Source organism: Pseudomonas sp. c313, assembly GCF_055407145.1.
The window spans coordinates 1-20,853 of sequence record NZ_JBUZRD010000002.1; the positions used below are offsets into that span (position 1 = coordinate 1).

The 20,853-nt window shown below is 61.4% G+C and carries 22 protein-coding genes; 15 read left to right on the top strand and 7 right to left on the bottom strand.

Annotated features, from left to right (window positions below; translation table 11 throughout):
• Positions 1-354 precede the first annotated feature (354 nt).
• The 10 genes from ACZRKZ_RS04905 to ACZRKZ_RS04950 are packed head-to-tail and all read left to right on the top strand — an operon-like array spanning position 355 to position 10,444.
• Positions 355-957 (top strand): transposase, encoded by a 603-nt coding sequence (locus tag ACZRKZ_RS04905; protein ID WP_463981449.1) that lies wholly within the window; start codon positions 355-357, stop codon positions 955-957.
• 59 nt (positions 958-1,016) lie between these two features.
• Positions 1,017-2,615 (top strand): ShlB/FhaC/HecB family hemolysin secretion/activation protein, encoded by a 1,599-nt coding sequence (locus ACZRKZ_RS04910; protein WP_463980888.1) that lies wholly within the window; start codon positions 1,017-1,019, stop codon positions 2,613-2,615.
• 24 nt (positions 2,616-2,639) lie between these two features.
• Positions 2,640-4,439: a DUF2341 domain-containing protein gene (locus ACZRKZ_RS04915; RefSeq protein WP_463980889.1), complete on the top strand. Its 1,800-nt coding sequence runs from the start codon at positions 2,640-2,642 to the stop codon at positions 4,437-4,439.
• Positions 4,440-4,450: 11 nt separating this feature from the next.
• Entirely contained in the window at positions 4,451-4,876 is a 426-nt protein-coding gene (locus ACZRKZ_RS04920) for an ExbD/TolR family protein (protein WP_133103182.1), read from the top strand.
• A 3-nt stretch (positions 4,877-4,879) separates the two neighbouring features.
• Positions 4,880-5,587 (top strand): energy transducer TonB family protein, encoded by a 708-nt coding sequence (locus ACZRKZ_RS04925; protein WP_463980890.1) that lies wholly within the window; start codon positions 4,880-4,882, stop codon positions 5,585-5,587.
• 39 nt (positions 5,588-5,626) lie between these two features.
• A complete protein-coding gene (locus ACZRKZ_RS04930; RefSeq protein ID WP_463980891.1) occupies positions 5,627-7,327 on the top strand; it encodes a putative porin in 1,701 nt (566 codons plus the stop codon).
• 18 nt (positions 7,328-7,345) lie between these two features.
• Positions 7,346-7,981 (top strand): DNA repair protein, encoded by a 636-nt coding sequence (locus ACZRKZ_RS04935; protein WP_463980892.1) that lies wholly within the window; start codon positions 7,346-7,348, stop codon positions 7,979-7,981.
• Positions 7,982-7,995: 14 nt separating this feature from the next.
• Positions 7,996-8,484 carry a YbjN domain-containing protein gene (locus ACZRKZ_RS04940; RefSeq protein ID WP_463970512.1) on the top strand — a complete coding sequence of 163 codons (489 nt, stop codon included), beginning with the start codon at positions 7,996-7,998 and terminating at the stop codon, positions 8,482-8,484.
• Complete coding sequence (locus ACZRKZ_RS04945; protein ID WP_463980893.1) at positions 8,481-9,416, top strand: peptidylprolyl isomerase; 936 nt, start codon at positions 8,481-8,483, stop codon at positions 9,414-9,416. Before ACZRKZ_RS04940 ends, ACZRKZ_RS04945 begins: the two co-directional genes overlap by 4 nt.
• Before the next feature lie 50 nt (positions 9,417-9,466).
• Positions 9,467-10,444 carry a LysR family transcriptional regulator gene (locus ACZRKZ_RS04950; protein WP_463970510.1) on the top strand — a complete coding sequence of 326 codons (978 nt, stop codon included), beginning with the start codon at positions 9,467-9,469 and terminating at the stop codon, positions 10,442-10,444.
• A gap of 8 nt (positions 10,445-10,452) precedes the next feature.
• Here the strand turns inward: ACZRKZ_RS04950 and ACZRKZ_RS04955 are convergent, their stop codons facing one another.
• From ACZRKZ_RS04955 to ACZRKZ_RS04970, 4 genes are read right to left on the bottom strand one after another with little or no spacing between them, the layout of a single operon-like run.
• Positions 10,453-11,775 carry a 4Fe-4S binding protein gene (locus ACZRKZ_RS04955; protein WP_463981450.1) on the bottom strand — a complete coding sequence of 441 codons (1,323 nt, stop codon included), beginning with the start codon at positions 11,773-11,775 and terminating at the stop codon, positions 10,453-10,455.
• 32 nt (positions 11,776-11,807) lie between these two features.
• Positions 11,808-12,650 carry an FTR1 family iron permease gene (locus ACZRKZ_RS04960; RefSeq protein ID WP_463980894.1) on the bottom strand — a complete coding sequence of 281 codons (843 nt, stop codon included), beginning with the start codon at positions 12,648-12,650 and terminating at the stop codon, positions 11,808-11,810.
• A 17-nt stretch (positions 12,651-12,667) separates the two neighbouring features.
• Complete coding sequence (locus ACZRKZ_RS04965; RefSeq protein WP_463980895.1) at positions 12,668-12,997, bottom strand: cupredoxin domain-containing protein; 330 nt, start codon at positions 12,995-12,997, stop codon at positions 12,668-12,670.
• Positions 12,998-13,528, bottom strand: a complete 531-nt coding sequence (locus ACZRKZ_RS04970) for an iron transporter (protein ID WP_463980896.1) — start codon at positions 13,526-13,528, stop codon at positions 12,998-13,000. It abuts the gene before it with no gap.
• A gap of 180 nt (positions 13,529-13,708) precedes the next feature.
• On the opposite strand from ACZRKZ_RS04970, the gene ACZRKZ_RS04975 reads away from it, so the two are divergent.
• The 3 genes from ACZRKZ_RS04975 (at position 13,709) to ACZRKZ_RS04985 (ending at position 15,650) form a co-directional block, all read left to right on the top strand.
• Complete coding sequence (locus ACZRKZ_RS04975) at positions 13,709-13,918, top strand: DUF3079 domain-containing protein (protein WP_463970521.1); 210 nt, start codon at positions 13,709-13,711, stop codon at positions 13,916-13,918.
• Between the two features lie 216 nt (positions 13,919-14,134).
• On the top strand, positions 14,135-14,356 hold the full coding sequence (locus tag ACZRKZ_RS04980) for a PLD nuclease N-terminal domain-containing protein (RefSeq protein ID WP_463980897.1): 222 nt from the start codon (positions 14,135-14,137) through the stop codon (positions 14,354-14,356).
• A gap of 142 nt (positions 14,357-14,498) precedes the next feature.
• The gene (locus ACZRKZ_RS04985) at positions 14,499-15,650 is read left to right on the top strand and encodes an alpha-hydroxy acid oxidase (protein WP_463970506.1); all 1,152 of its coding nucleotides are present in this window, start codon (positions 14,499-14,501) and stop codon (positions 15,648-15,650) included.
• A 183-nt stretch (positions 15,651-15,833) separates the two neighbouring features.
• Here ACZRKZ_RS04985 and ACZRKZ_RS04990 read toward each other — a convergent pair whose 3' ends face one another.
• Both ACZRKZ_RS04990 and ACZRKZ_RS04995 read right to left on the bottom strand, forming a co-directional pair.
• Complete coding sequence (locus ACZRKZ_RS04990) at positions 15,834-16,778, bottom strand: alpha/beta hydrolase (protein WP_463980898.1); 945 nt, start codon at positions 16,776-16,778, stop codon at positions 15,834-15,836.
• A 97-nt stretch (positions 16,779-16,875) separates the two neighbouring features.
• On the bottom strand, positions 16,876-17,790 hold the full coding sequence (locus tag ACZRKZ_RS04995; RefSeq protein ID WP_463980899.1) for a LysR family transcriptional regulator: 915 nt from the start codon (positions 17,788-17,790) through the stop codon (positions 16,876-16,878).
• Positions 17,791-17,938: 148 nt separating this feature from the next.
• Here ACZRKZ_RS04995 and ACZRKZ_RS05000 point away from each other — a divergent pair, with 148 nt between their 5' ends.
• A complete protein-coding gene (locus tag ACZRKZ_RS05000) occupies positions 17,939-18,784 on the top strand; it encodes an SDR family NAD(P)-dependent oxidoreductase (RefSeq protein WP_463980900.1) in 846 nt (281 codons plus the stop codon).
• A 119-nt stretch (positions 18,785-18,903) separates the two neighbouring features.
• Here the strand turns inward: ACZRKZ_RS05000 and ACZRKZ_RS05005 are convergent, their stop codons facing one another.
• On the bottom strand, positions 18,904-20,046 hold the full coding sequence (locus ACZRKZ_RS05005; protein WP_463980901.1) for a GGDEF domain-containing protein: 1,143 nt from the start codon (positions 20,044-20,046) through the stop codon (positions 18,904-18,906).
• A 199-nt stretch (positions 20,047-20,245) separates the two neighbouring features.
• On the opposite strand from ACZRKZ_RS05005, the gene ACZRKZ_RS05010 reads away from it, so the two are divergent.
• On the top strand, positions 20,246-20,842 hold the full coding sequence (locus tag ACZRKZ_RS05010; RefSeq protein ID WP_463980902.1) for a GDP-mannose pyrophosphatase: 597 nt from the start codon (positions 20,246-20,248) through the stop codon (positions 20,840-20,842).
• Positions 20,843-20,853: the final 11 nt, after the last annotated feature.

Genomic DNA, 20,853 nt, shown 5'->3' on the forward strand with positions numbered 1-20,853 from the left:
GTCAATTGGAAAAAGCATCGGCGTTCCCTCGCGCTGAGTGATCAGGCGAGAGACTTTGCAGAGGTTTACAAGGCTGGGGAGTAGAGGTTATCTGGCCGCTTGGTAGGACGTTTCGTTAAAAAACAGCGTGGTTTCAAACCTCCGGACCCCAAGTAGCCGTTACCACAGCAACGGATATGCACTCCAACAAAAAGATCCCGACCCGCTACCAGCCCGCCCCCGAATGAAGCTTTTATGACAAAAGTTCGGTAGCTCCACCCCACCCCCGTCTTGCCTATGTAACGCGCTTGAGACCGCCGCAAGGCGCTTTTTCAGCCGGTAGCAGCAAGCCAGGAGCAGGGCGGGATGGGCACTATGGAACGTTACTCGAAAGTAGGCATGCAAGAGCTCGATCAGCGCCTGTCGAAGATCGTCGAGGCCGCGCGCAAAAAGCCGGTTTCGGTCTATCGCTACGGCGCGCCGTGGGTTTGGATCGTTTCCCAGGACGACTGGCAAGGCGCCCTGAAAGAAGTCTCCAACTACATCCCCGCAGGCCACTCGCTGGTGCTGCTGCGCCCGCAGATCGACGAGGTGTTCGACCAGCACCGCGACCTGCTCCAGGCCCTCAACACCGAGCCTGGCCTGTTGATTGCTCCCCGCACCGTGCTGCAAATCCTTTTGCTGCAACTGCTGTATTCGGTCCCCAGTGACCAGCAACTGCACGAACAGCTCAACTACAACCTGCTGTTCCGCTGGTTCGTCGGCCTGGACCTCCACCAGAAAGTCTGGGGCATCAACGTCCTGCAACGCGACATCGCCACGCTGTTGGACAACCCGCAGGCGGTGCAGCTGATCCAGAAAATCATCGGTGAAGTGTTCTGTGGCGCCTTGCTGCACATGCCGGAGTTCTCGCTGAACTTCGCCTTGCTGCATACCTGGCTGGCACGGCACGTCAACACCAAGGCATCCAGCCATTGAGCAGGCCAAACGCTGTGCAGACAGCGACGGCGAATATTTTCAGCAATCTAGGGGGCGGTGTGGAGCATCTGTTCAAGTCAACGCTGGCGCTGTGCTGGCTGACGCTGGGAGCACTGGCGCAGCCGGTGCAGGCCGAGGAGGAGGGCGCCGAGCCCCAGGCTCCGGTGCGGCTGGTGGACGTCAATGAGTACTTCGTGCGCGGCAATACCGTGCTCGATGCCCGGGCCATCGAGGAGGCGGTGTACCCGTTCCTGGGGCCGCAAAAAAACCTGGGAGATATCGAGGGCGCTCGCGATGCCTTGCAGAAGATCTACCAGGAACGCGGCTACCAGTCGGTGTTTGTCGAGCTGCCGGAGCAGAAAGTCGATGACGGCATCGTCTACCTGCAAGTCAGCGAGACCACCGTCGGGCGGGTGCGGGTGGTCGGTGCCAAGCACTATTCGCCCGTTGAGATTCGCGACGAAGTTCCTGCGCTCAAGGAAGGGGCCGTACCGAATTTCGCCCGCGTGCAAACCCAGTTGGCCGGCCTCAATCGCGGCGCCGGGCGCCAGGTCACGCCGCTGGTGCGCGAAGGCCAGCGCCCCGGCACCATGGACGTCGACCTGCAAGTCGAAGACCAGAATCCCTGGCACGCCAGTATCGGCCTGAACAACGACTACAGCGCCGACACCGAGAAGCTGCGCAGCGTCACCACCCTGGGTTACGACAACCTCTGGCAACTGGGCCACAGCGTTTCCCTGACTTACTTCACGGCGCCCCAGGACAGTGAAAACGCGAAGGTCTGGTCGGGCTCCTATAGCGCGCCGTTGAGCGAGCGCTGGACCTTGCAGTTCTCCGGTTATCAGTCCGACAGCAACATCGCGACCATCGGCGGCAGCAACGTCCTCGGCAAGGGCCACTCCTACGGTGTGTCGGCCATTTACAGCCTGCCGGCGGCGGGCAACTGGGCCAACTCGCTGTCGGTGGGGGTGGACTTCAAGGACTTCGATGAGCAGATGAAGTTTGGCGCCAGCAGCGACCAGATCCCACTCAAGTACGCACCGTTGACCTTCGGCTACAACGGCTACCGCTACAGCGACAACTCGCAACTGGGGCTGGGTTTGAACCTGGTGGTCGGCACCCGGGCATTTTTCGGCTACGGCAGCGATAACGAAGAGTTCCAGTACAAGCGTGACAAAGCCAGCCCCAGTTTTGCCGTGCTCAAGGGCGACCTGAATTACACCTACACCTTTACCGGCGACTGGCAGTCGGCGTCCAAGGCCGGTTTCCAGTTGGCCTCAGGGCCCCTGGTATCCAACGAGCAGTACTCCGCTGGCGGCGCTACTTCGATACGCGGGTACCTGGCCGCCGAGCGCACCGGCGATGAAGGCTACCTGTTATCCCAGGAACTGCGCACGCCGTCCCTGGCCAAGTTTCTCGGCAGTTATGTGCAGGAGTGGCGCTTCTACGCCTTCGCCGAAGGCGCTCGCTTGCGCCTGCATGACCCACTGCCCGAGCAAGAAGATGAATACAGCCTGGCCAGTGTCGGCCTGGGCACCCGCGCCAGTTTGAGCAAGTGGTTGTCCGGCAGCCTGGATTGGGGCTATCCGCTGCTCGATGGACCAAACACCCAGAAACAGGACTCGCGACTGCACTTCAGTGTGCAGGCGACTTTCTGACCCTTTTTACGGAGATCCCTTCACATGCAACGCCTATTTCTGAGCCTGTTGATCTGCCTGGGCTTCGCGCTCCCGGCCACCGCCCATGCCTGGTGGCAGGACGACTGGCATTACCGCAAGCAAGTTTCGGTGGACACCACCCCCCAGGGAGCGGCGATCAACCAGGCCCTGGGCCGCACCGCATTGTTGGTGCGTCTGCACACCGGCAACTTCACCTTCGACGGGGTCAAGGACGACGGCGCTGACCTGCGCTTTGTCAGCGCCGACGACAAGACCGTATTCAACCACCAGATCGAAAGCTTTGACCCGCTGATGGGCATGGCGTTGATCTGGGTTGATGTGCCCAAGGTCGAAGGCGCCCAGCGCCAGGACCTGTGGATGTACTACGGCAACCAGAAGGCCCCGGCCACCGCCAACGGTCAACTGACGTTCGATCCAAACTACACCGCGCTCTACCATTTTGACGGTGCCAACGGCACGCTGCCCCGCGACACCACGGTCTACGGCAACACCGCGCTGAACGCTATCGGCGCCAGCATCGACGGGGTGATCGGTCGTGCATTGCAGTTTAACGGCCAGCCGTTGCTGCTGCCCGCCAGCCCATCGCTGCAACACAACGCCGGCAGGGCGTTTACCTTCAGTGCCTGGCTGCGTCTGGACCAGGCCAATGGTGAACAAGTGGTGCTGGCCCGTCGCGAAGGCGCAGTCAGCCTGCTGCTGGGGTTGAACCAAGGCATGCCGTTCGTGGAAATCGACGGCCAGCGCGCGGTCTCGACCCAGCCGCTGAACCCCGGCCAATGGCAGCACCTGGCACTGACGGCCGAGGGCGACAAGGTGACGCTGTACGTCAATGGCCGCGAAACCGCGACCCTGGCCATGGCGATGCCGGCGTTCAATTCGCAGCTGGCCATCGGTGCTGATCTGCCGGAAGCGATCAGCAGCTTCCTGCCATTGGCCGGGGCCATGGATGAACTGCGCCTGTCCAAGGTCGCTCGTCCGGCCAACCTGTTGCTGGCGGATGCCAGCGCCCAGGGCGCTGAGTCGAAACTGGTGGCTTACGGGGTCGATGAAGAGCAGTCGGGCTTCGGTTTCGGCAGCCTGGGTTTCTTGCTCAACGCCGTGCCGGTCGACGCCTGGGTGATCATCCTGGTGCTGGTGGCGATGATGTTTCAGTCGTGGGTCATCATGATCCGCAAGAACCGCATGGTTAGCCGGGTCAGCAGCGCCAACGAGATCTTCCGCGAACAGTTTTCGCAGATCGGTACACGGTTGGAAATGTACTACGACGACGCTGTGTTGGCCGAGCGGTTGACCTATTCCTCGCTGTGGCGCCTGTACCGCGTGGCGGTCAAGGAAATTCGTACCCGCCGTGCCCAGGGCGCCGACACCACGTCGGTCTCGGCGGCGACCATTGAGGCCATCCGCTGCTCCATGGATGGCGTGCGCACCCGCGAAAACCAGCAACTGAGTTCCAAGCTCTCGACGCTTTCCAACGCTATCGCCGGTGGCCCGTATATCGGCCTGCTGGGTACGGTGCTGGGGATCATGGTGGTGTTCCTTGGCACGGCCATGGCCGGCGATGTGAACATCAACGCCATCGCCCCCGGCATGGCGGCGGCCTTGCTGGCCACGGCCATGGGCCTGTTCGTCGCGATTCCGGCGCTGTTTGGCTACAACCGGCTGATTACCCGCAACAAGGAAGTCAGCGCCGACATGCGCGTATTTGTCGACGAGTTCATCACTCGCCTGGCGGAGATGCACGGCGAAAGCCAGTCCAGTGAAGCGGCGCATACGCGCGGCCACCACGTCACCGTATCGGCCTGAGGAGAACCAGCATGGCTTCCGTGAATGCCTCCCACGACGATGACGATGATGCGCCCGTCGACAGCATCAATATCACGCCCCTGGTGGACGTGCTGATGGTGGTACTGGTGATGTTTATCCTCACCGCCACCGCCCAGGTCTCGGGGATTCAGATCCACTTGCCCAAGGCCAGTGCTTCGGTGTCGCTGTCCGAGGCCAAGACCAAGGCCATTTCGGTGAATGACGGCGGCCAGGTGTTCCTCGACGCCTACCCGGTGACCCTCGGTGAGCTGGAAGAGCGCCTGCGCATCGAGAAGGCGCTGAACCCGGATTTTCCGGTGATCGTGCGCGGCGATGCCCTGGTGCAGTACCAGAAGGTGATCGAGGTGCTCGACTTGTTGCGCCGGCTTGAGCTGTCCCAGGTCGGGCTGGTCACCGGCAAACCGAGTCAGGGCTGAGCCATGACCGCACAGATCCCGAGCCCACCCATGCCTGTGAAGAACAAGCCGACGTTGCGCCTGCTGAAGTGGGGCGCAGGCCTGCTGCTGGCCGCTGTGGCGGCCTGGTTCCTCTGGCAATGGGCCAATGACATGAGCGGCGTGCGCCGTGAAGCGCCCAAGGTGCCAATGATTATTCCGTTGCCACCACCGCCACCACCGCCACCGGAAAAACCCAAGGAACCCGAGCCCCAGGTGGAAGAAACGGTGCCTGAGCCAGAACCAACGCCTACCCCCGACGAGGTCAAACCCGAGGAAGAAGCTCCACCAAGCCCCGCCGATGACCTGGCCAACCCGATGCAAATCGACGGTGATGCCCAGGCCGGCAACGACGGTTTCAACATCGGCGCAGGCAAGGGCGGCGGCATGGCCGGCTCTGGTGGCGGCGGCTTGGGAACCGGGACGTTCAAGCAGTACCTGGCCGGCGTCTTCCAGCGCCTGCTGCGTGAAGACCCGGAGCTGCGCAAGAAGGCCTACGCGGTCCAGGCCGATTTGTGGTTGAGCGCTGATGGCCAAGTCACCCGCGTGGAGCTTGCGAAGTCCAGCGGTGATGCCCAGACCGACGCCCAGATATTGGCAGCCTTGCGTGCCACGCCGCGCTTCAAGGAGCGCACGCCGACCTCGCTGACCCTGCCGGTACGCCTGTCCCTCAAGGGCCGGCGCCCGGATTGATCGAACCCTTTTTGCAGTTTCTACAGGAGTTGTGTGCAGATGATTTCCCACGTGAATCGATTGACCCTGGCGGTCGGTATGGTTATCGCGACCCTGGTCGGCCAGGCGGCGGCAGCCCCGGCCGCGCCTTCGCAAAACGCCACGATCAACCTGATCCGCCTGCTGGTGCAGCAAGGTGTGCTCAAGCAGGAACAAGCCGAAGGGTTGATTGCTCAGGCCGAAAACGAGGCAGTGCAAGCACGCCAGGCCAGTACCGCCACAGCGGCAGCAGCAGGCCCGGCCACGGCGGCGGGGGACGTGCGTGTGCAGTATGTACCGGCGGCAGTGCGTGACCAGATTCGCGACCAGGTCAAGGCCGAGGTCATGGCCACCGCCAAGCAGGAAAACTGGGCCCAGCCCAACACTTTCCCCGACTGGGTCTCGCGCATCAGCTTCGACGGCGACATCCGCCTGCGGGACGAGTCGCGGTTCTTCTCGGGCAGTAACAGCAATGAAATCGTCGACTACGCCAAGCTCAACGAGAGCGGCCCCTACGACGTCAACAAACACACCAATACCCGGCTACCGCCCCTGCTCAACACCCGTGAAGACCGCGACAACCTGTTCCGCCTGCGCGCTCGCCTAGGCATGAAAGCCATCATCTCGCCGGAATGGACCGCCGGCATTCGCATCGGCACGGGCTCCGACAACAACCCGGTCTCCACCACCCAAACCCTGGGCGGCGGCTTTGGCAAGAAAGACATCTGGCTTGACCAGGGCTACCTGACCTGGAAAGCCACCCAGGACCTGACGTTGACGGGTGGGCGGATCGCAAACCCGTTCTATTCCACCGACATGATGTACTCCAACGACCTCAACTTCGACGGTGTGGCAGCAATCTTCAATCACAGCCTCAACAACGACTGGGGCGTGTTCGGTACCCTCGGCGCGTTCCCGGTGGAATACAGCTCCGACACCGCCAGCAGCAACGGTTTCGACAAGGAAGACAGCGACAATAAATGGCTGTTCGGCGGCCAGATTGGCGCCAACTGGAAGCTCAACCGCAGCAACAGCCTCAAGGGTGCGTTGGCCTACTACCGCTTCGACGATATCGAAGGGCAGCGCTCCAGCCCGTGCTCGCCGTGGGCCGGTGCGCCGGGTTGCGACACCGACGGCTCGCGCGTGGCCTTCATGCAAAAGGGCAACAGCGTGTTCCTGCTGCGCAATATCAACGCCAACCCGGCCACCCCTGGGCTGACCCCGCAACCGCAGTACGTGGGCCTCGCCTCCAAGTTTGATGTACTGGACCTGAATCTGGTGTGGGACAGCGAGTTGCCGGACGACCTCAAACTGCGTAGCCAGACCAACTTCATCCACAACCTGGCCTACGACAAGGGCGAGATGCTCAAACGCAGCGAAGGCGAGATCGTCAACAACATTAACCGCAAGGGCGAATTCGAAAGCGGCGCCAATGCCTTGATGGTGCAGTTCACCCTGGGCAGCGCGCTGGAGATGAAAAAGGCCGGCGACTGGAACCTGTTGGCCGGCTACAAGTACATCCAACCCGATGCATTGCCGGACGGCTTTAACGATTCCTCGTTCCACCTGGGTGGTACCAATGCCAAGGGTTATTTCATCGGCGGCAACTACGGCATCGACAAGAATATCTACGCCAGTGCCCGTTGGCTCAGCGCCTCCGAAGTGTATGGCGCGCCGTTTGAAGTCGACGTCATGCAGCTGGAAATCAACACGCGCTTTTGACGCGCAGGGAGAAGCCACATGAACACGCGAATTTGCGGGCTGCTGTTGGTCCTTGGCTGCCTGGCCGCCAGCGGCGCCTCGGCCGAAGGCATGGAGGAACGCTTGCGCACCCAACTGCGCAGCACCACCGCGCAGTTGCAGACGCTGCAAAGCGAACAGGCCCAGGCCGCTGCCGCACGCATCGCCGCCGAAAACCAGGCCAAACAGGCCCAGGTGCAAATCAAGCAATTAACCGCTGAGCTGGACAAGGCCCGGGGCGTCGCCGAACAACTGGCCGGCCAGCAACAAAGCCTGCACAGCCAAGCCCAGGCTCAGGTGACGGCGAGCAATGAACAGACCGGCAAGTTCAAGAAAGCCTACGAAGAATTGCTGGCCATGGCCCGTGGCAAAGAGACCGAGCGGGCGCTCTTGCAAGTGCAATTAACCGAACGTGACACACAAGTGCAGCAATGTTCAGCCAAGAATCAACAGATGTACGGCGTGGCCCAGCAGTTGCTCGCGGCCTACGAAAAAATCGATGTGGCCCAGGTGATGAGCATTCGCCAACCCTTCGCCAGCGGCGCTCGGGTCAAGTTTGAAGAAATGGCCCAGGGCTTTGGCGACGATCTGTACAAAACCCGTTTTGATGCCCCCCAGGCAGCCGTTAATCACTGATCAACAAGGAAGAGATGACCATGAGCGAATTGATTACCAGCGTCACCCCCCAGAGCCTGACCGAGTTGCTGCAAGAAGCCGGTTATCGGGTCAACCAGACTGAACAGAACGGCATCGTGCAGTTGCTCAGCGCCAGCCAGGGCATTGGCTTTGCCGTGCGCTTCGGCAACCCGGCGGCAGAGCAGGGCAGTTACGTGGACTTCACCTACAGCTGCGCACTGCGGGTTCAGGGCCAGTTGCCCGATGGCCTGGCCCAGGTGTGGAATGCATCACGGCGATTTGCGCGACTGTCGTTGCAGGGCGAGTTTTTGTTGATGGAAATGGACGTGGTAGTGGCCGGCGTCGGCGCCACTCACCTGCGCAGCCAGTTGGAGCTGTGGGATCGGCTGTTGCAGGAGTTTATCGTCTACCTGCGTGAGTACAGCCAGCAGGCCGCCCAGCTTCAGGCTCAGGCCGAAGACGCACCTGCCGTGGATACCCGTGAAGAGGCGCCTGCCCTGTGAAAAAACCAACCCTGGTGGTCGGCGCCGGTGCGCTGGCCCTGCTGGTGGTGGCGGTGGGCTTGAGCCTGCGCCCGGGCAGCGACCCGGTCGCCGCCCAGCAACCGTCGCCTGCTGTCAGCCTTGATGGACCCGCGGTGGCGCGGCTGGGCAATCAACAGGTTGCACTGCCCGAACTCCAGGCCTTGCTGGCGACCTTGCCGGCCGACTCCCGCGAGCAGTTGCGCGGCAATCGTGGCGCCCTGGAAACCTGGATTCGTTCGCGCTTGGCGCAAAAAGCCGTACTCGAACAAGCCGACGCCCAAGGCTGGCGCCAGCGCCCGGAGGTGGAGCAACAAACCCGCGCCGCCACCGAGCAGATCGTGTTTCGCGACTACATGTTGTCGGTCAGCCAGGTGCCGGCCGATTACCCAAGTGCTGGGGAGTTGCAACAGGCCTATGACAGCGGCAAGGCGCAGTGGGTGACGCCGCCGTTGTACCAGGTCAGTCAGATTTTCCTTGCGGTGAATGATCCGCAAATGGTCGAAACGGTGCGCCGTCAGGCCCAGGAACTGAGCCGCCGTGCCCAGTCGGCGCCGGGTGAGTTTGGTGCCTTGGCTAGCCAGTATTCCCAGGACCCCGACAGCGCCCGGCGCGGTGGCGATTCCGGTCTACAACCGTTGCAGCAATTGGTGCCGGAGGTGCGTGGTGCGGTCTCGCGCCTGAAAATGGGCGCGGTGTCGGACGTGGTGCAGAGTGCGGCGGGCTTTCATGTGCTCAAACTTACCGGGCAACAGCCGGCGCGCACCGCCAGCCTCGATGAACTACGCGAACGCCTGACTCAGGCACTGCGTGCGCAACGCCAGGAACAGATTGCCAAGGCCTACTTGGAAGGCATGCTCAACACCGCCACCCTGAGCATTGATGGCGCCGAGTTGAACAAGGTTCTGGAGTAACCGGCCACTGCACGCATGGATGCACAGACCCATCAGACAGGGAGTCCCTCATGGCCTATTTAGAACCCGCTGCACCCCAAGGTATGACGCCATACCGTGCGCCTGGCGACGGGCGAGAGACCTGGCTGGCCGTGGCTGCCACTATCGATCCGGAGGTGGCCCGCTACTTCCTGATCAGCGCCCGTTGCGGCTGCTTCATGCAGGCGGCCCGCAGCCTCAATATCAAGGCGACGCTGTTGCGTAAACGGCTGGCGCAGTTGGAGGAGCAAATGCGCCGCACGCTGTTCAGCTACCAGGGCAACGTCCTGGCCCTCAGTCGCGACGGCCAGCAGTTGCAGGCGCGGCTGATTGCCCTGGCCCATGAGCGGCGCTTGCCGGTGATCGAGCAGCCGTTGATTCGCCTGGCGGTTGCCGAGTCGATCCTGCACGACGTTATCGGCCGCGACCTGATCGCGCTGCTGCGGCGTAACGCCAGCGTACGGCTGGACATTATCTCCATCGACAGTCAGCTGTCGTTGCAGGCTGTACAGGCCGACGTGGTGCTGTGGCTGGCAGGTATCGACTCGCCTGAGCCGGGGCCGAGTTTTGCCACACAAGCACCGCAAGCCCTGGCTCGCCTGGATTACCTGCCCCATATCTCCAAGCGCTACTCGCGGCTGGCGGCGCGACCGGACAGCGTTGATGATCTGGCCGATTACATGCTGGTGCAATGGCAGCACGACCGGCAGATCGAAGCCTTGCGGCCCTGGAACAGTGTGGTGGAACAGCGCCTGGCCGGAGTGGTGCAGGTGCAGGCGTATCCGTTGATGCTGGAGATGATTCGTTGCAGCGCCTGCATCGGTTTACTGCCGCGCTATATGAGCTGCTTTGACCGTGGGTTGACGGCCTTGCCGGGGTTGTTTGCCCAGAGTATGCAGCGTCAGGTGTGGATGGCGGTCAATGCCCAGGTTGAGCACCTGCAGGAGGTGGAGTTGATTGTTGAGCTGGTCCTCAATACGTTTCGGGAGCGGGGGGAGTGGTTTGATTGAGGGGGTGTTCAACTCCACCCCCAAAACTGCAACCACCAACCATGCCCGACCAGCCCGACGCCCAACAGTAGGCAAAACCATGCACCCGTGCGCGGCGCCAGGGCAATATCCTTGAGTTGCCGCCATCCCAGCCACAAGCACCAGCCCATCGCGGTGGCCAGTAACAGCCCCCGCGCCGGCTGCACCCAGTCCAGCAATAGCCCTTCGTAGCGCAGCAATTTCACCGTGGTCGCCGACAGCCCCAGAAACAGCCCCGCACCACCGAGTGGCGTAAGGGTCAGCGCCAGAGGCCAATACAGTGTGCGATCACCGGCAAGGCGTGCAGCCAGGCGCAGCAGGATCAGCAACCCACCGCCGATCAGCAATGAAGAGGCCCCCAGATAAACCACAATGCAAAAACCATCCAGCCAACTGAAGCTGTCATTGGCTTGTGGGTAATGCGTCAGCAGCCACCAGGGCGCCGTGTCCTGCAACGGCCAGAGCCAATCGCGCTCCACCAGCCACTGCGCGAGAAACTGCTTGAGACCAATAAACCATGGGCTGACCGTCCACTGAAACGCGCCCATCGCCAAGCCGATCACACCAAACAGCAACAGCCGCGCATCCCACACTGATGCTGGCCTGTGCGGCGCCTGGAGGATTTCTTCGTTACACGAGCGAGCGATCAACCGCACCGCGCCACGTTGCCCGCTGCAACGCCCACAGGCATGGCAGGTACTGGCGCCTTGCAGGCGACGGATGTCCAGCAAGGGGGCGCAATTGGGCAATGGCAGGCGTGGGCCATCGTTGGCTTTCCAGCGTTGTTCGTCCACCTGGAAATGCATCGGCGCCAGACGGGCGAGGAGGGCGAAGACGCCGCTGACCGGGCACAGGTAGCGACACCAGACCCGCTTGCCACGCCCGAACAGCAAGCCGACGATCACCGCCGCGACCGTGGAACCGCCGAGGATTAGCAACGCCGCCTGGGCGTAGTCATAGACGCTGATCAACTGGCCATAGAGGGTGGTCAGGAAAAACCCTAACGTCGGCCAGCCACCCCAGCGCAGGCTGCCGGGAATGCGCAGGCCGCGACCATGGTGGCTGGCCCATTCGCTGAGCGATCCTTCCGGACAGAGCACGCCGCACCACAGGCGCCCAAACAGCACTATCGACAGCAGCACAAACGGCCACCAGATCCCCCAGAACAGAAATTGCGCCAGCAGCGCCAGGTTATCCAGTATCCGTGCCTGGCTATCGGGCAAAGGCAGTAGCGTGGGGAGCAACAGCAGGCCGGCGTAGAACAGCACCACTGTCCATTGTGCGAGGCGAATCAGCCGGGCATGACGGCGCATGCCGTCGCCAAAACGCTGCAACCAGGGGGTATTCACAATGACGCTCGACGGGTCTGATGCAGGCCGCAGCCCACCAGTAACCAGTAGCCAGCGAGCACCAGCAGGGTAACGACGCTGGGTGTCGCTCGGTAACCGGCAAACCCGGCGAGCACGGCGCCGACACCATGACTGTCGCTAAGCAGGGCGCTGCTGTCCCACCAGGCTTCACCGAAGCTTGCGTAGACCCATTCGGGCATGTCCATCGCCAGCAATTGCCCGCCAATGCGCTCAGCGGCGGCCACCAGCATGGCGGCGCCCAGCAGCAACAGCAGGGCTTCGCTGAGGGCGAAAAAGCGTGACCAGGAGATGAAGCGACGGGTGCTGCGTAACAGCATCACCGTCAAGCCCGCCAGTATCAGCCCCAATACGCCGCCGAGAGCGAACAGACCCAGCGCCGGGCCGTGCAAGTGTGCGCCGGCGCCGAACAGGAAGACCACGGTTTCGCTGCCTTCGCGACTGACCGCCAATAGCGCCAGTGACAACAATCCCAGGCCGCCCTGGCGTGCCAAGCGCTGGTCGGCGTCCCGCAGCAGCGTGTGCTTGAGAGTGGGGCCGTGGCGGTGCATCCAGAACACCATTTGCACCATCAACAGGCTGGCGACCAGGGTCATCCCGGCCTGGAACCATTCGCCGCTGGCGCCGCTCATGGCGTCGCCGGCCCATAGCATCAGGCCGGCCAGTAGCCCGGAGCACAGCAGCCCCAGGATCACGCCCGCCCACAGGAAGCGGCCCAGGCGCGAGCCGTCGGGTCGCTGGCTGATCCAGGCCTGGAGGATGCCGATCACCAGCAACGCCTCGACGCTTTCGCGCCAGACGATAAACATTGATTGATTCATCAAACGCTCCAGGGCCGTTATTGGGCGAGGATGCTGCCTTCGGGCAACTGTGAATTGAATTCGTCGAAGAATGGGTACTTGCCAGGCTTGAGGGGATGGATCACCACAAAGGTGGTCACTCCCGGCGACAGCACTTTTTCCACCCGTAACGGCGTACTTTCAAACTCGGCCGGGCCCTGGCCGATGTTCTTGAGCACGATCTTGAAGCGCTCCCCGGCGGGCACCTTGAGTTGCGCCGGGCTGAAGTGACCGTCTTGCAGGGTCAGTTCATAGGTGGGCAACGGTGCAGCCAGGGCCGTGCTGCCGGCCACCAGCATCAGGCCGCCCAAAACCAGGGAGCGGGTCATTCAATAACCGCCTTTTTTGCCGATGCCGGCGTAGACGAACTCGTAGTGCAACTCGCAACGCTCGAACCAGGGAGCGACGCCGGTTTCCTTGTCGGTGTGGCGGCCCAGGGAGGCGTGACCACTGGGCGGCAGGACGGTGAAGGTCAGCTTGTACTTGCCAGGACCTTGCAGTTTGACGTTGTCGCCGTAGTGCGGACCGTCATTGGCCACCATGGCGTGGAAGTCACCGCTGATGGGGGTGGCGCTGCCTTGTTTTTCCAGACGGAATGACACGGTCAGGTACGGCACGAAGCTGCCTTCCTGGAAACCTTGCTGGTTGTCGGCGGTGGCGCGGATATCGGCTTCCAGGTGCACGTCGGAATCGGCGGTGGCGCGCATCATGCCTGCGGGCGCCATTTCAATCGGTTGCAGGTACACCGCGCCGACTTCCAGCCCAGGGCACATCTGCGGTTCGCCAATGGGGTACTCCTTGGCGAAGGCTGTGGATGTCGACAACAGCAGGGCCAGTGACAGCGTGAAGGGGATACGCATGGAGTGCTTCCTGACAGGGAAAAATTGTGAACCCGAGTCTAGAAACTTTCGCTGTAAATAATAATGATTCCTGTCAAGTTTTCAGGGGATATTTACCTGGCGGTTCTTGACGTTGATCAAGGTCGTGAAACCATCGTGGCGCTAGGCTCGACTCACTGCCCGCCACCGTGGAGCCAGGTCATGGCCAAGCCCTTTCCCCTGCATCCCAAGCATCCCGAACGTATCTGCTGGGGCTGCGACCGCTACTGCGCGACCACTGACCTGGCTTGTGGCAATGGCGCCGACCGCACCATGCATCCGGCAGAGATGATCGGGGACGACTGGTACTTGCATGGCGACTGGGGGATTGATCCGTTGATTGCCTCCGACAAGGTGCCCGAGCCTGTCTGACAACAGCGTTGGACATTGGCCTCCCGTGTTGGCAGCGTCCTTCGACTGCGCCAAGGCCGGGCGACCGCTTCCCCCCGGCAGTTCCTCAAAACGTCACCACCGGGAGCCGATCCCGAACAGGCGCTGCTCAGTTGGAACTGAGCCGTGGCCTGCAATTTTTAATGAACCCTCGCGCCCGTTGCCGGACCTAAGCCTTGAGACCTCAGGAGGTGAATCATGCAAATAGAATACGTTTGGATCGTTCTGGCGGCGCTATTGGTGCTGTCGGAGTTATGGGCGATCAATTGTGTACTGCGCAGTGGCAGTCGCTCCGAGACCAGATTGCTATGGGTGGTGGTGATTGTATTTGCTCCGCTGCTGGGGCTGATTCTCTGGGCAGTCACCGGGCCAAAAGTCGTGACCAAAGGGGCGTCCGGCCCTGGGCACAGCAAAAGCTGACAGGGAATGGGCAAAGCAAACAGGCGCCGAGGCGCCTGTGTTCTTGAGCGTTACCGACACCATTGCGAAGGCACTATTGGCGATACCCATGCCCGCCACAGCCGGTTACTCTCTGGGCTCAGTTCAGGGAGAGGTGGCATCGATGACGCTGATCACTACGATCGAAGACTTGCGTAAGCTGGCACAAAAACGCGTACCGCGAATGTTCTACGACTACGCCGACTCCGGCTCGTGGACCGAGAGTACCTACCGTGCCAATGAAACGGATTTTGCCCAGATCAAGTTTCGCCAGCGGGTGGCACGCAATATCGACGAGCGCTCGATACGCACCACCATGATCGGCCAGGACATGGCCATGCCGGTGGCACTGGCTCCCACCGGGCTTGCCGGCATGCAGCATGCCGATGGCGAAATCCTCACCGCCCGTGCGGCTGCGGCGTTTGGCCTGCGTTATACCTTGTCGACCATGAGCATCTGCTCGCTTGAGGACATTGCCGAACACGTCGGCAAGCCGTTCTGGTTCCAGCTGTATGTGATGCGCGACCGCGCCTTTATCGAACAATTAATTGAGCGAGCCAAGGCCGCTGGCGTTGATGCGCTGGTGTTGACCCTGGACCTGCAAATCCTCGGGCAACGCCACAAGGACCTGGTCAATGGCCTGTCGGCGCCGCCCAAGCTGACCCTGCCCAATATCCTCAACATGATGACCAAGCCTCGTTGGGCCATGGGCATGCTCGGCACCAAGCGCCACGGTTTCGGCAATATCGTCGGTCACGTCAAGGGCGTGGCGGACATGAGTTCCCTGTCGTCCTGGACGGCCCAGCAATTCGACCCACGCCTGAGCTGGGCCGATGTCGAATGGATCAAGCGTTGCTGGGGCGGCAAGTTGATCATCAAGGGCATTCTCGATGTGGAAGATGCTCGGCTGGCGGCGAATTCCGGCGCCGATGCCCTGGTGGTGAGTAACCACGGCGGGCGTCAGCTCGATGGCGCGCCGTCGAGCATCAGCCAGTTGCCGGCCATCGTCGAGGCGGTGGGTGAACGCATCGAAGTGTGGCTCGACGGCGGCATTCGTTCCGGTCAGGACGTACTCAAGGCCATGGCCCTGGGCGCCAAGGGCACGATGATTGGTCGCCCGCATTTGTATGGCTTGGGGGCGATGGGTGAAGCGGGTGTCACCAAGGCCCTGGATATCATTGCTCGGGAGCTGGATGTGTCAATGGCGTTGTGCGGCTATAACGATATTCGCAATGTGAACCGGGAGATTTTGCTGCCGGGCACTTTCCCCCAATAAAAATGCTTCCAGCGCAAAAAGAGTTGTCCACGAAAACCGTGGGTATCTCTGTGGATAACCTTGCGCGAGCCCGGTGGGGATGGCTATTTAACGTAAGGTTAATATTTGATCAGGCGACGTTGCAGGCCCGTATAGGGCGGCCTTGCGCTTGACACGCGCAGGCAAAACCGGTGCCGGATCAGCCTATGTCGCGTTGCCGCCGCGTGTAGGAACAGGCCCGGCGACCTGCTCGGGCATCTTCGCTTGCAGCAAGCCATTAAGGGCTTGGCGATAGCTGAGGCCGCCCAGGCTCATGCTGTTGTTGTGGCTGGCGCCGGGCACCAGCAACAGGCGCTTGGGTTCCTGGGCAGCTTCAAATAATTGCTGGCTGAAACGCGGTGGCACGTAACGGTCGTCCAGGCCGTGGACCACCAGCAATGGCATGTGGATGTCGGCGATCTTGTCGATGGAATCGAACTTCTGCGACAACAGCCAGCGTACCGGCAGCGAGGTATTGGCCACCGCCGTGGCGACGTCGGCCAGGGAGGTGAAGGTGGACTCGATCACCAGCCCGCGCACCGGTGCCGGGGCATGGGCCTGCGCCGCCTGCTTGCCCAGCTCTGCCGCCAGGTCGATGGCCACCGCACCGCCCAGGGAGTGGCCATAGATCAGGCGTTTGGCGGGATCAGGCTGCAATAGCTGGAAGCGCTCCCAGGCGATGCGGGCGTCTTCGTAGACGGTCTTTTCCGACGGCAAGTCGCCCAGGCTTTGGCCAAAGCCGCGATAGTCGATGGCCAGCACCGAGAAACCCTGGGCCCGCAGTTGCTGGATGCGAAACAGCTGGCCAGTGAGGTTCCAACGGACGCCGTGCAGATACAGGATCGCCGGTGCATCTTTCTGTTCTGCAGGCCACCACCAGCCATGGATGTTTTGCCCGGACTTGAAACTCGCCGGTTTCAGTTCGAACTCCTGTATTCCACGCGGCAAGCCGCTGTACCAACTGGCGGTACCCGGCTCGATGCGAAACACCAGCTCGCGCTCCTTGTGTTCCAGCACCGCACAGCCCACCGGCAAGCCGATGATCAGGACGGCCATGCACAGCAGGGGAAACCAGCGCAGGCTTAGGCGAGACAGAAAACGTGAAGGCATGGAGGTTCTAGGACAGAGGTGAAGCCGGTTTTTAACAGATGCCTCCGCCCCGCAGGAATTATTTCGACAGCCGTCACACCTGATTGCTTGCAAAGTGTTACAGCGAATTGAAGGGCAGGTGGCTGTCCAGCACTGTCAGAAAGTTGTCCAGCAACGGCGAGGTATTCTCACGGTTCCAGTTCAAGTACAGGCCGATGGCCGGGTTGGGCTGTGCGCCAACCTGGGTGATGGGCCGAAACACTACGTTGTCGCTGGCCACTGACCGGGCGATGGATTCAGGCACCAGGGCCACGCCAAACCCGCAGGCCACCAAGCCGATCAGCGTATGCAATTGCGCGGCTTCCTGAACTATTTTCGGTTGGAAACCGGCCGCCTCGCACAGGCTGATCAGTTGGTCGTGATAGCCACTGCCCAACACGTGGGGGGTGAACACAAAGTCTTCGTCGGCAAAATCGCTCAACTCGATCCGAGCCGCCCGGGCCTTGGAGTGGCCCAGGGGCAATGCCAGCAGCAACTGTTCATCGAGCAGCAATTGGCTTTCGATGTTGTCCGCCAAGCCAGGCAGTTGGCGCAGGAAAGCGATGTCCGCCTCGCCGCACAACAGTGCCTTGGCTTGGCTGGCGGAGGGCATTTCCTGGATAACCAGATGGACCTTGGGAAAGGTTTGACGGAACTGCCTGAGGGTGTCGAGCAGCGGTTTGTAACCGGGAATCGAAAGGGTGGTGACGGTGAGCGTACCGGCAATGCCCTGTGACACCAGCCTGGCATGAGCAATGCCTTGATCCAGTTGTCCAAGGATGGTCTGGGCCGTTTCCAAAAAGGCGGCGCCGGCTGGCAGCAACTTCACTGTGCGCTTGTCCCGTTCCAGCAGTGCAAAACCCAGTTTCTCCTCCAGGCGGTTGATGGCCTGGCTCAACGCTGGCTGGGCCATGTGCAGGCGCAGCGCGGCGTTGTGAAAGTGCAGCTCTTCGGCCACGGCAATGAACTGGCGCAAGAGACGGGTTTCGATCATTTCGATTGATCCTTCAAATGAGTTGTTCCTTCAGGGGCATTGATTCGCGATTGCCTGATACGCGGCAGCTATCAATTTCGCTGTTTTTTAGTATTAAACAACGAAGGTGCGCGTTGGTAGGGTGGGGCGCCTATCAGGAGAACACACCATGGACTTCAACGGTAAAACCGCAATCGTCACCGGCGCAGCCAGAGGGCTGGGCTTGAGTTACGCGAAGGAGCTGGCGCGCCTGGGCGCACAGGTCGTGATCAGTGATATCGGCGCGGACGGGGTCGGTGACGGCGCTGATTCGTCGGTGGTGCAGCAGGCCGTGGACGTATTGCAGGCGCAAGGCTACCGGGTGATTGGTCACAGTGGTGATCTGTCCGGCGAAGACGGGTGCAGTCAATTGATCGATCGCACTATTGATGCGTTCGGGCAGCTCGATGTGCTCATTCACAATGCCGGCTGGGTTGGCTATCAGCGGATTGAAGAGGCTGACGCCGCGTTTATCCAGCGGGCCCTGGACATCAGCCTCCATGCGCCTATCTGGCTGTGCAAACACGCCTGGCGGCACCTCAAGAAATCCGAAGCTCCGCGAATCGTCCTGACCACTTCCGATCGGGCGATGTACGCGCAATACGCCCAGTCGGGCCTGGTGGCTTATAGCGCCGGCAAGATGGCGCAACTGGGGATCATGAACGCGCTGAGCCGAGAGGGTGCCGAGGCTGGGATACTGGTCAACGCAGTATCGCCGGTGGCCAAGACCCGGATGTGGGGCGTGACCAGCGAACCGGATAACCTTAAGCCTGAGTGGGTAACGCCCGGCGTGTTGTACCTGGCGTCCGAATTGTGCCAGGACAGTGGCTACATCCTGCGGGCCAGCAACGGGCAATTCACCGCGATGCGCCTCAATGAAAATTCCGGTGTCGACTATCCCGTTGACCTGGCGCGGATCAAGGCTGCAAGCGTCGAGCAAGTGGTGGCGGCCTGGGCTCAAATCAAGGAGTGTTGATATGTCGGCCCAGGCCAACGTGCAGGTTTTTTCACGGTGTCAGGCCGACCTTGGGGAAAGTACGGCCTGGGATGCCAGGCGCCAATTATTGTTGTTCGTCACCGGTTCAGGACAGATGCCTAGGCCATCTGGACGCGGTTGCGTCCCCGATCCTTGGCCCGATACAGGGCTTGATCGGCTTGCGAAAGCAGGCGCGAAAGGTCGTAGCAAACCGGGGTCGTCGTTACGACGCCGATGCTCACACTCAGAAATCCCGGTGCCAACAGGTCCAGGTTGGCAAACCCCTGGCGAATGCGCTCGGCCACGTGGATGGCGCCTTGTTTATCGGTGTCGGCCAGCAGGCAAGCAAATTCTTCCCCGCCAATGCGGGCGAACAGGTCGTTTTTGCGCAACGCTGACTGGGTCACTCGGCTGAAGGCAATCAACGCCTGGTCGCCCATGGGATGGCCAAAACTGTCGTTCAAACGCTTGAAGTGGTCCAGGTCGCAGAGCAGCAGCGCCACGCTGGTGGCGCGTTTCTGGCTGTCGGTTAACAGTTGCTCGCCGTAGAGCATGAAGGCCCGGCGATTGCCGATTCCCGTCAGCACGTCGCTGAAGGCGGCGGCCTTGAACCGCAGTTCGGCCCGCTCCTTGACCATTGCCAGGGTTACGTAGGCAATGCCGATGGCATACAACATGGATTCAAACAGCATGAAGGAAAAAAACGATACCCCTTCACCCATCAAGGCATGCTCGCTCTTGATGGGCAGCCCTCGATCGATGAGGCTACGCATGCCGTAGAAAGAGGTGTGCCAAACGGTCAGGACCAGCGCCGGCATGTAGGCGACTTCAAGGGCCTTGCGATGACGCCACAGCTCCAGGGCCGACAGCACGCCATAGCTGGCCGCCAGTATCGAATACAGAGAGACCCGCGCGGACATTGAGCTGTAGAACTGCGGCACCAGGCACATCACCAGCCACAGGCCGGCGCCGCCAAGGATACCCGGCACACAGGGTTGGCGCCCGACAAACAGGCGCATGGCCGTCCAGTTCATTGCGGCGCTCAACAGCAGCACAATGTTACCCAGGATCAGCGCAACGAAATCCATGCCCACGCCGCGCACCACGATCAGCACTGTGCCCAGGGAGGCGAGCAGCAGCATGACACCCAGGTAGCCCAGGGTTGGTTCACGCACGCGACTCCAGGCGTGAACAGTCAGCAGGCCCATCAGGCAAAAAATGAACACCGAGACCATCAGCAGTGTTGGAATGTGCAGCATCATGTCCTTGACCCCGCAAACGCACTGTCGAGATACCCCCTGACGGACGCCAGGAAGTGGCGCAGCCTGGCTCTTGAGCCATCAGCGGGATGAAGATGGGGCGCGATTGTAGCCGGATCTACGGGGTGTTGCGCCATCGTCCGCTTGACGATGCGCGAGCGGCAACGACATGCTCCACATCCCAAGGAAAAAAGGCCTGGTCATGGACAACAGCTCTGTACGCATCACTGCTGAAGAAACCCTCTCGGACAACTGGTACCTGCTGAAAAAATACAGCTTCGACCTACGCCGTCGCGACGGCAGCTGGCAGGCACAGACCCGCGAGGTCTACGACCGTGGCAACGGCGCAACCATCCTGCTGTATAACGCCCTGCAACGCACCGTGCTGTTGATCCGCCAGTTCCGTATGCCGACGTTCGTCAACGGCCACGATGGCTACCTGATCGAATCCGCGGCGGGGTTGCTTGACAACGCCAGCCCCGAGGAACGCATTCGCCTGGAAGCAGAGGAAGAAACCGGCTACCGGGTCGGGCATGTGGAAAAGATCTATTCGGCCTTTATGAGCCCAGGCTCGGTGACCGAACGCATTCATTTCTTTATCGGCCAATACCAGCCCAGTGACCGTGTGGGGGATGGCGGTGGCCTGGAAGAAGAGGGCGAAGATATCGAGGTGTTGGAGCTGGGGTTTGAAGAGGCCATTGCCATGGTTGAACGTGGTGAGATCGTTGATGGCAAGACCATCATGTTGCTGCAGTACCTGGAGTTGCGGTTGCTCAAGGCCGCGTTGCCTGCGGATTAACGGTGTGGTGA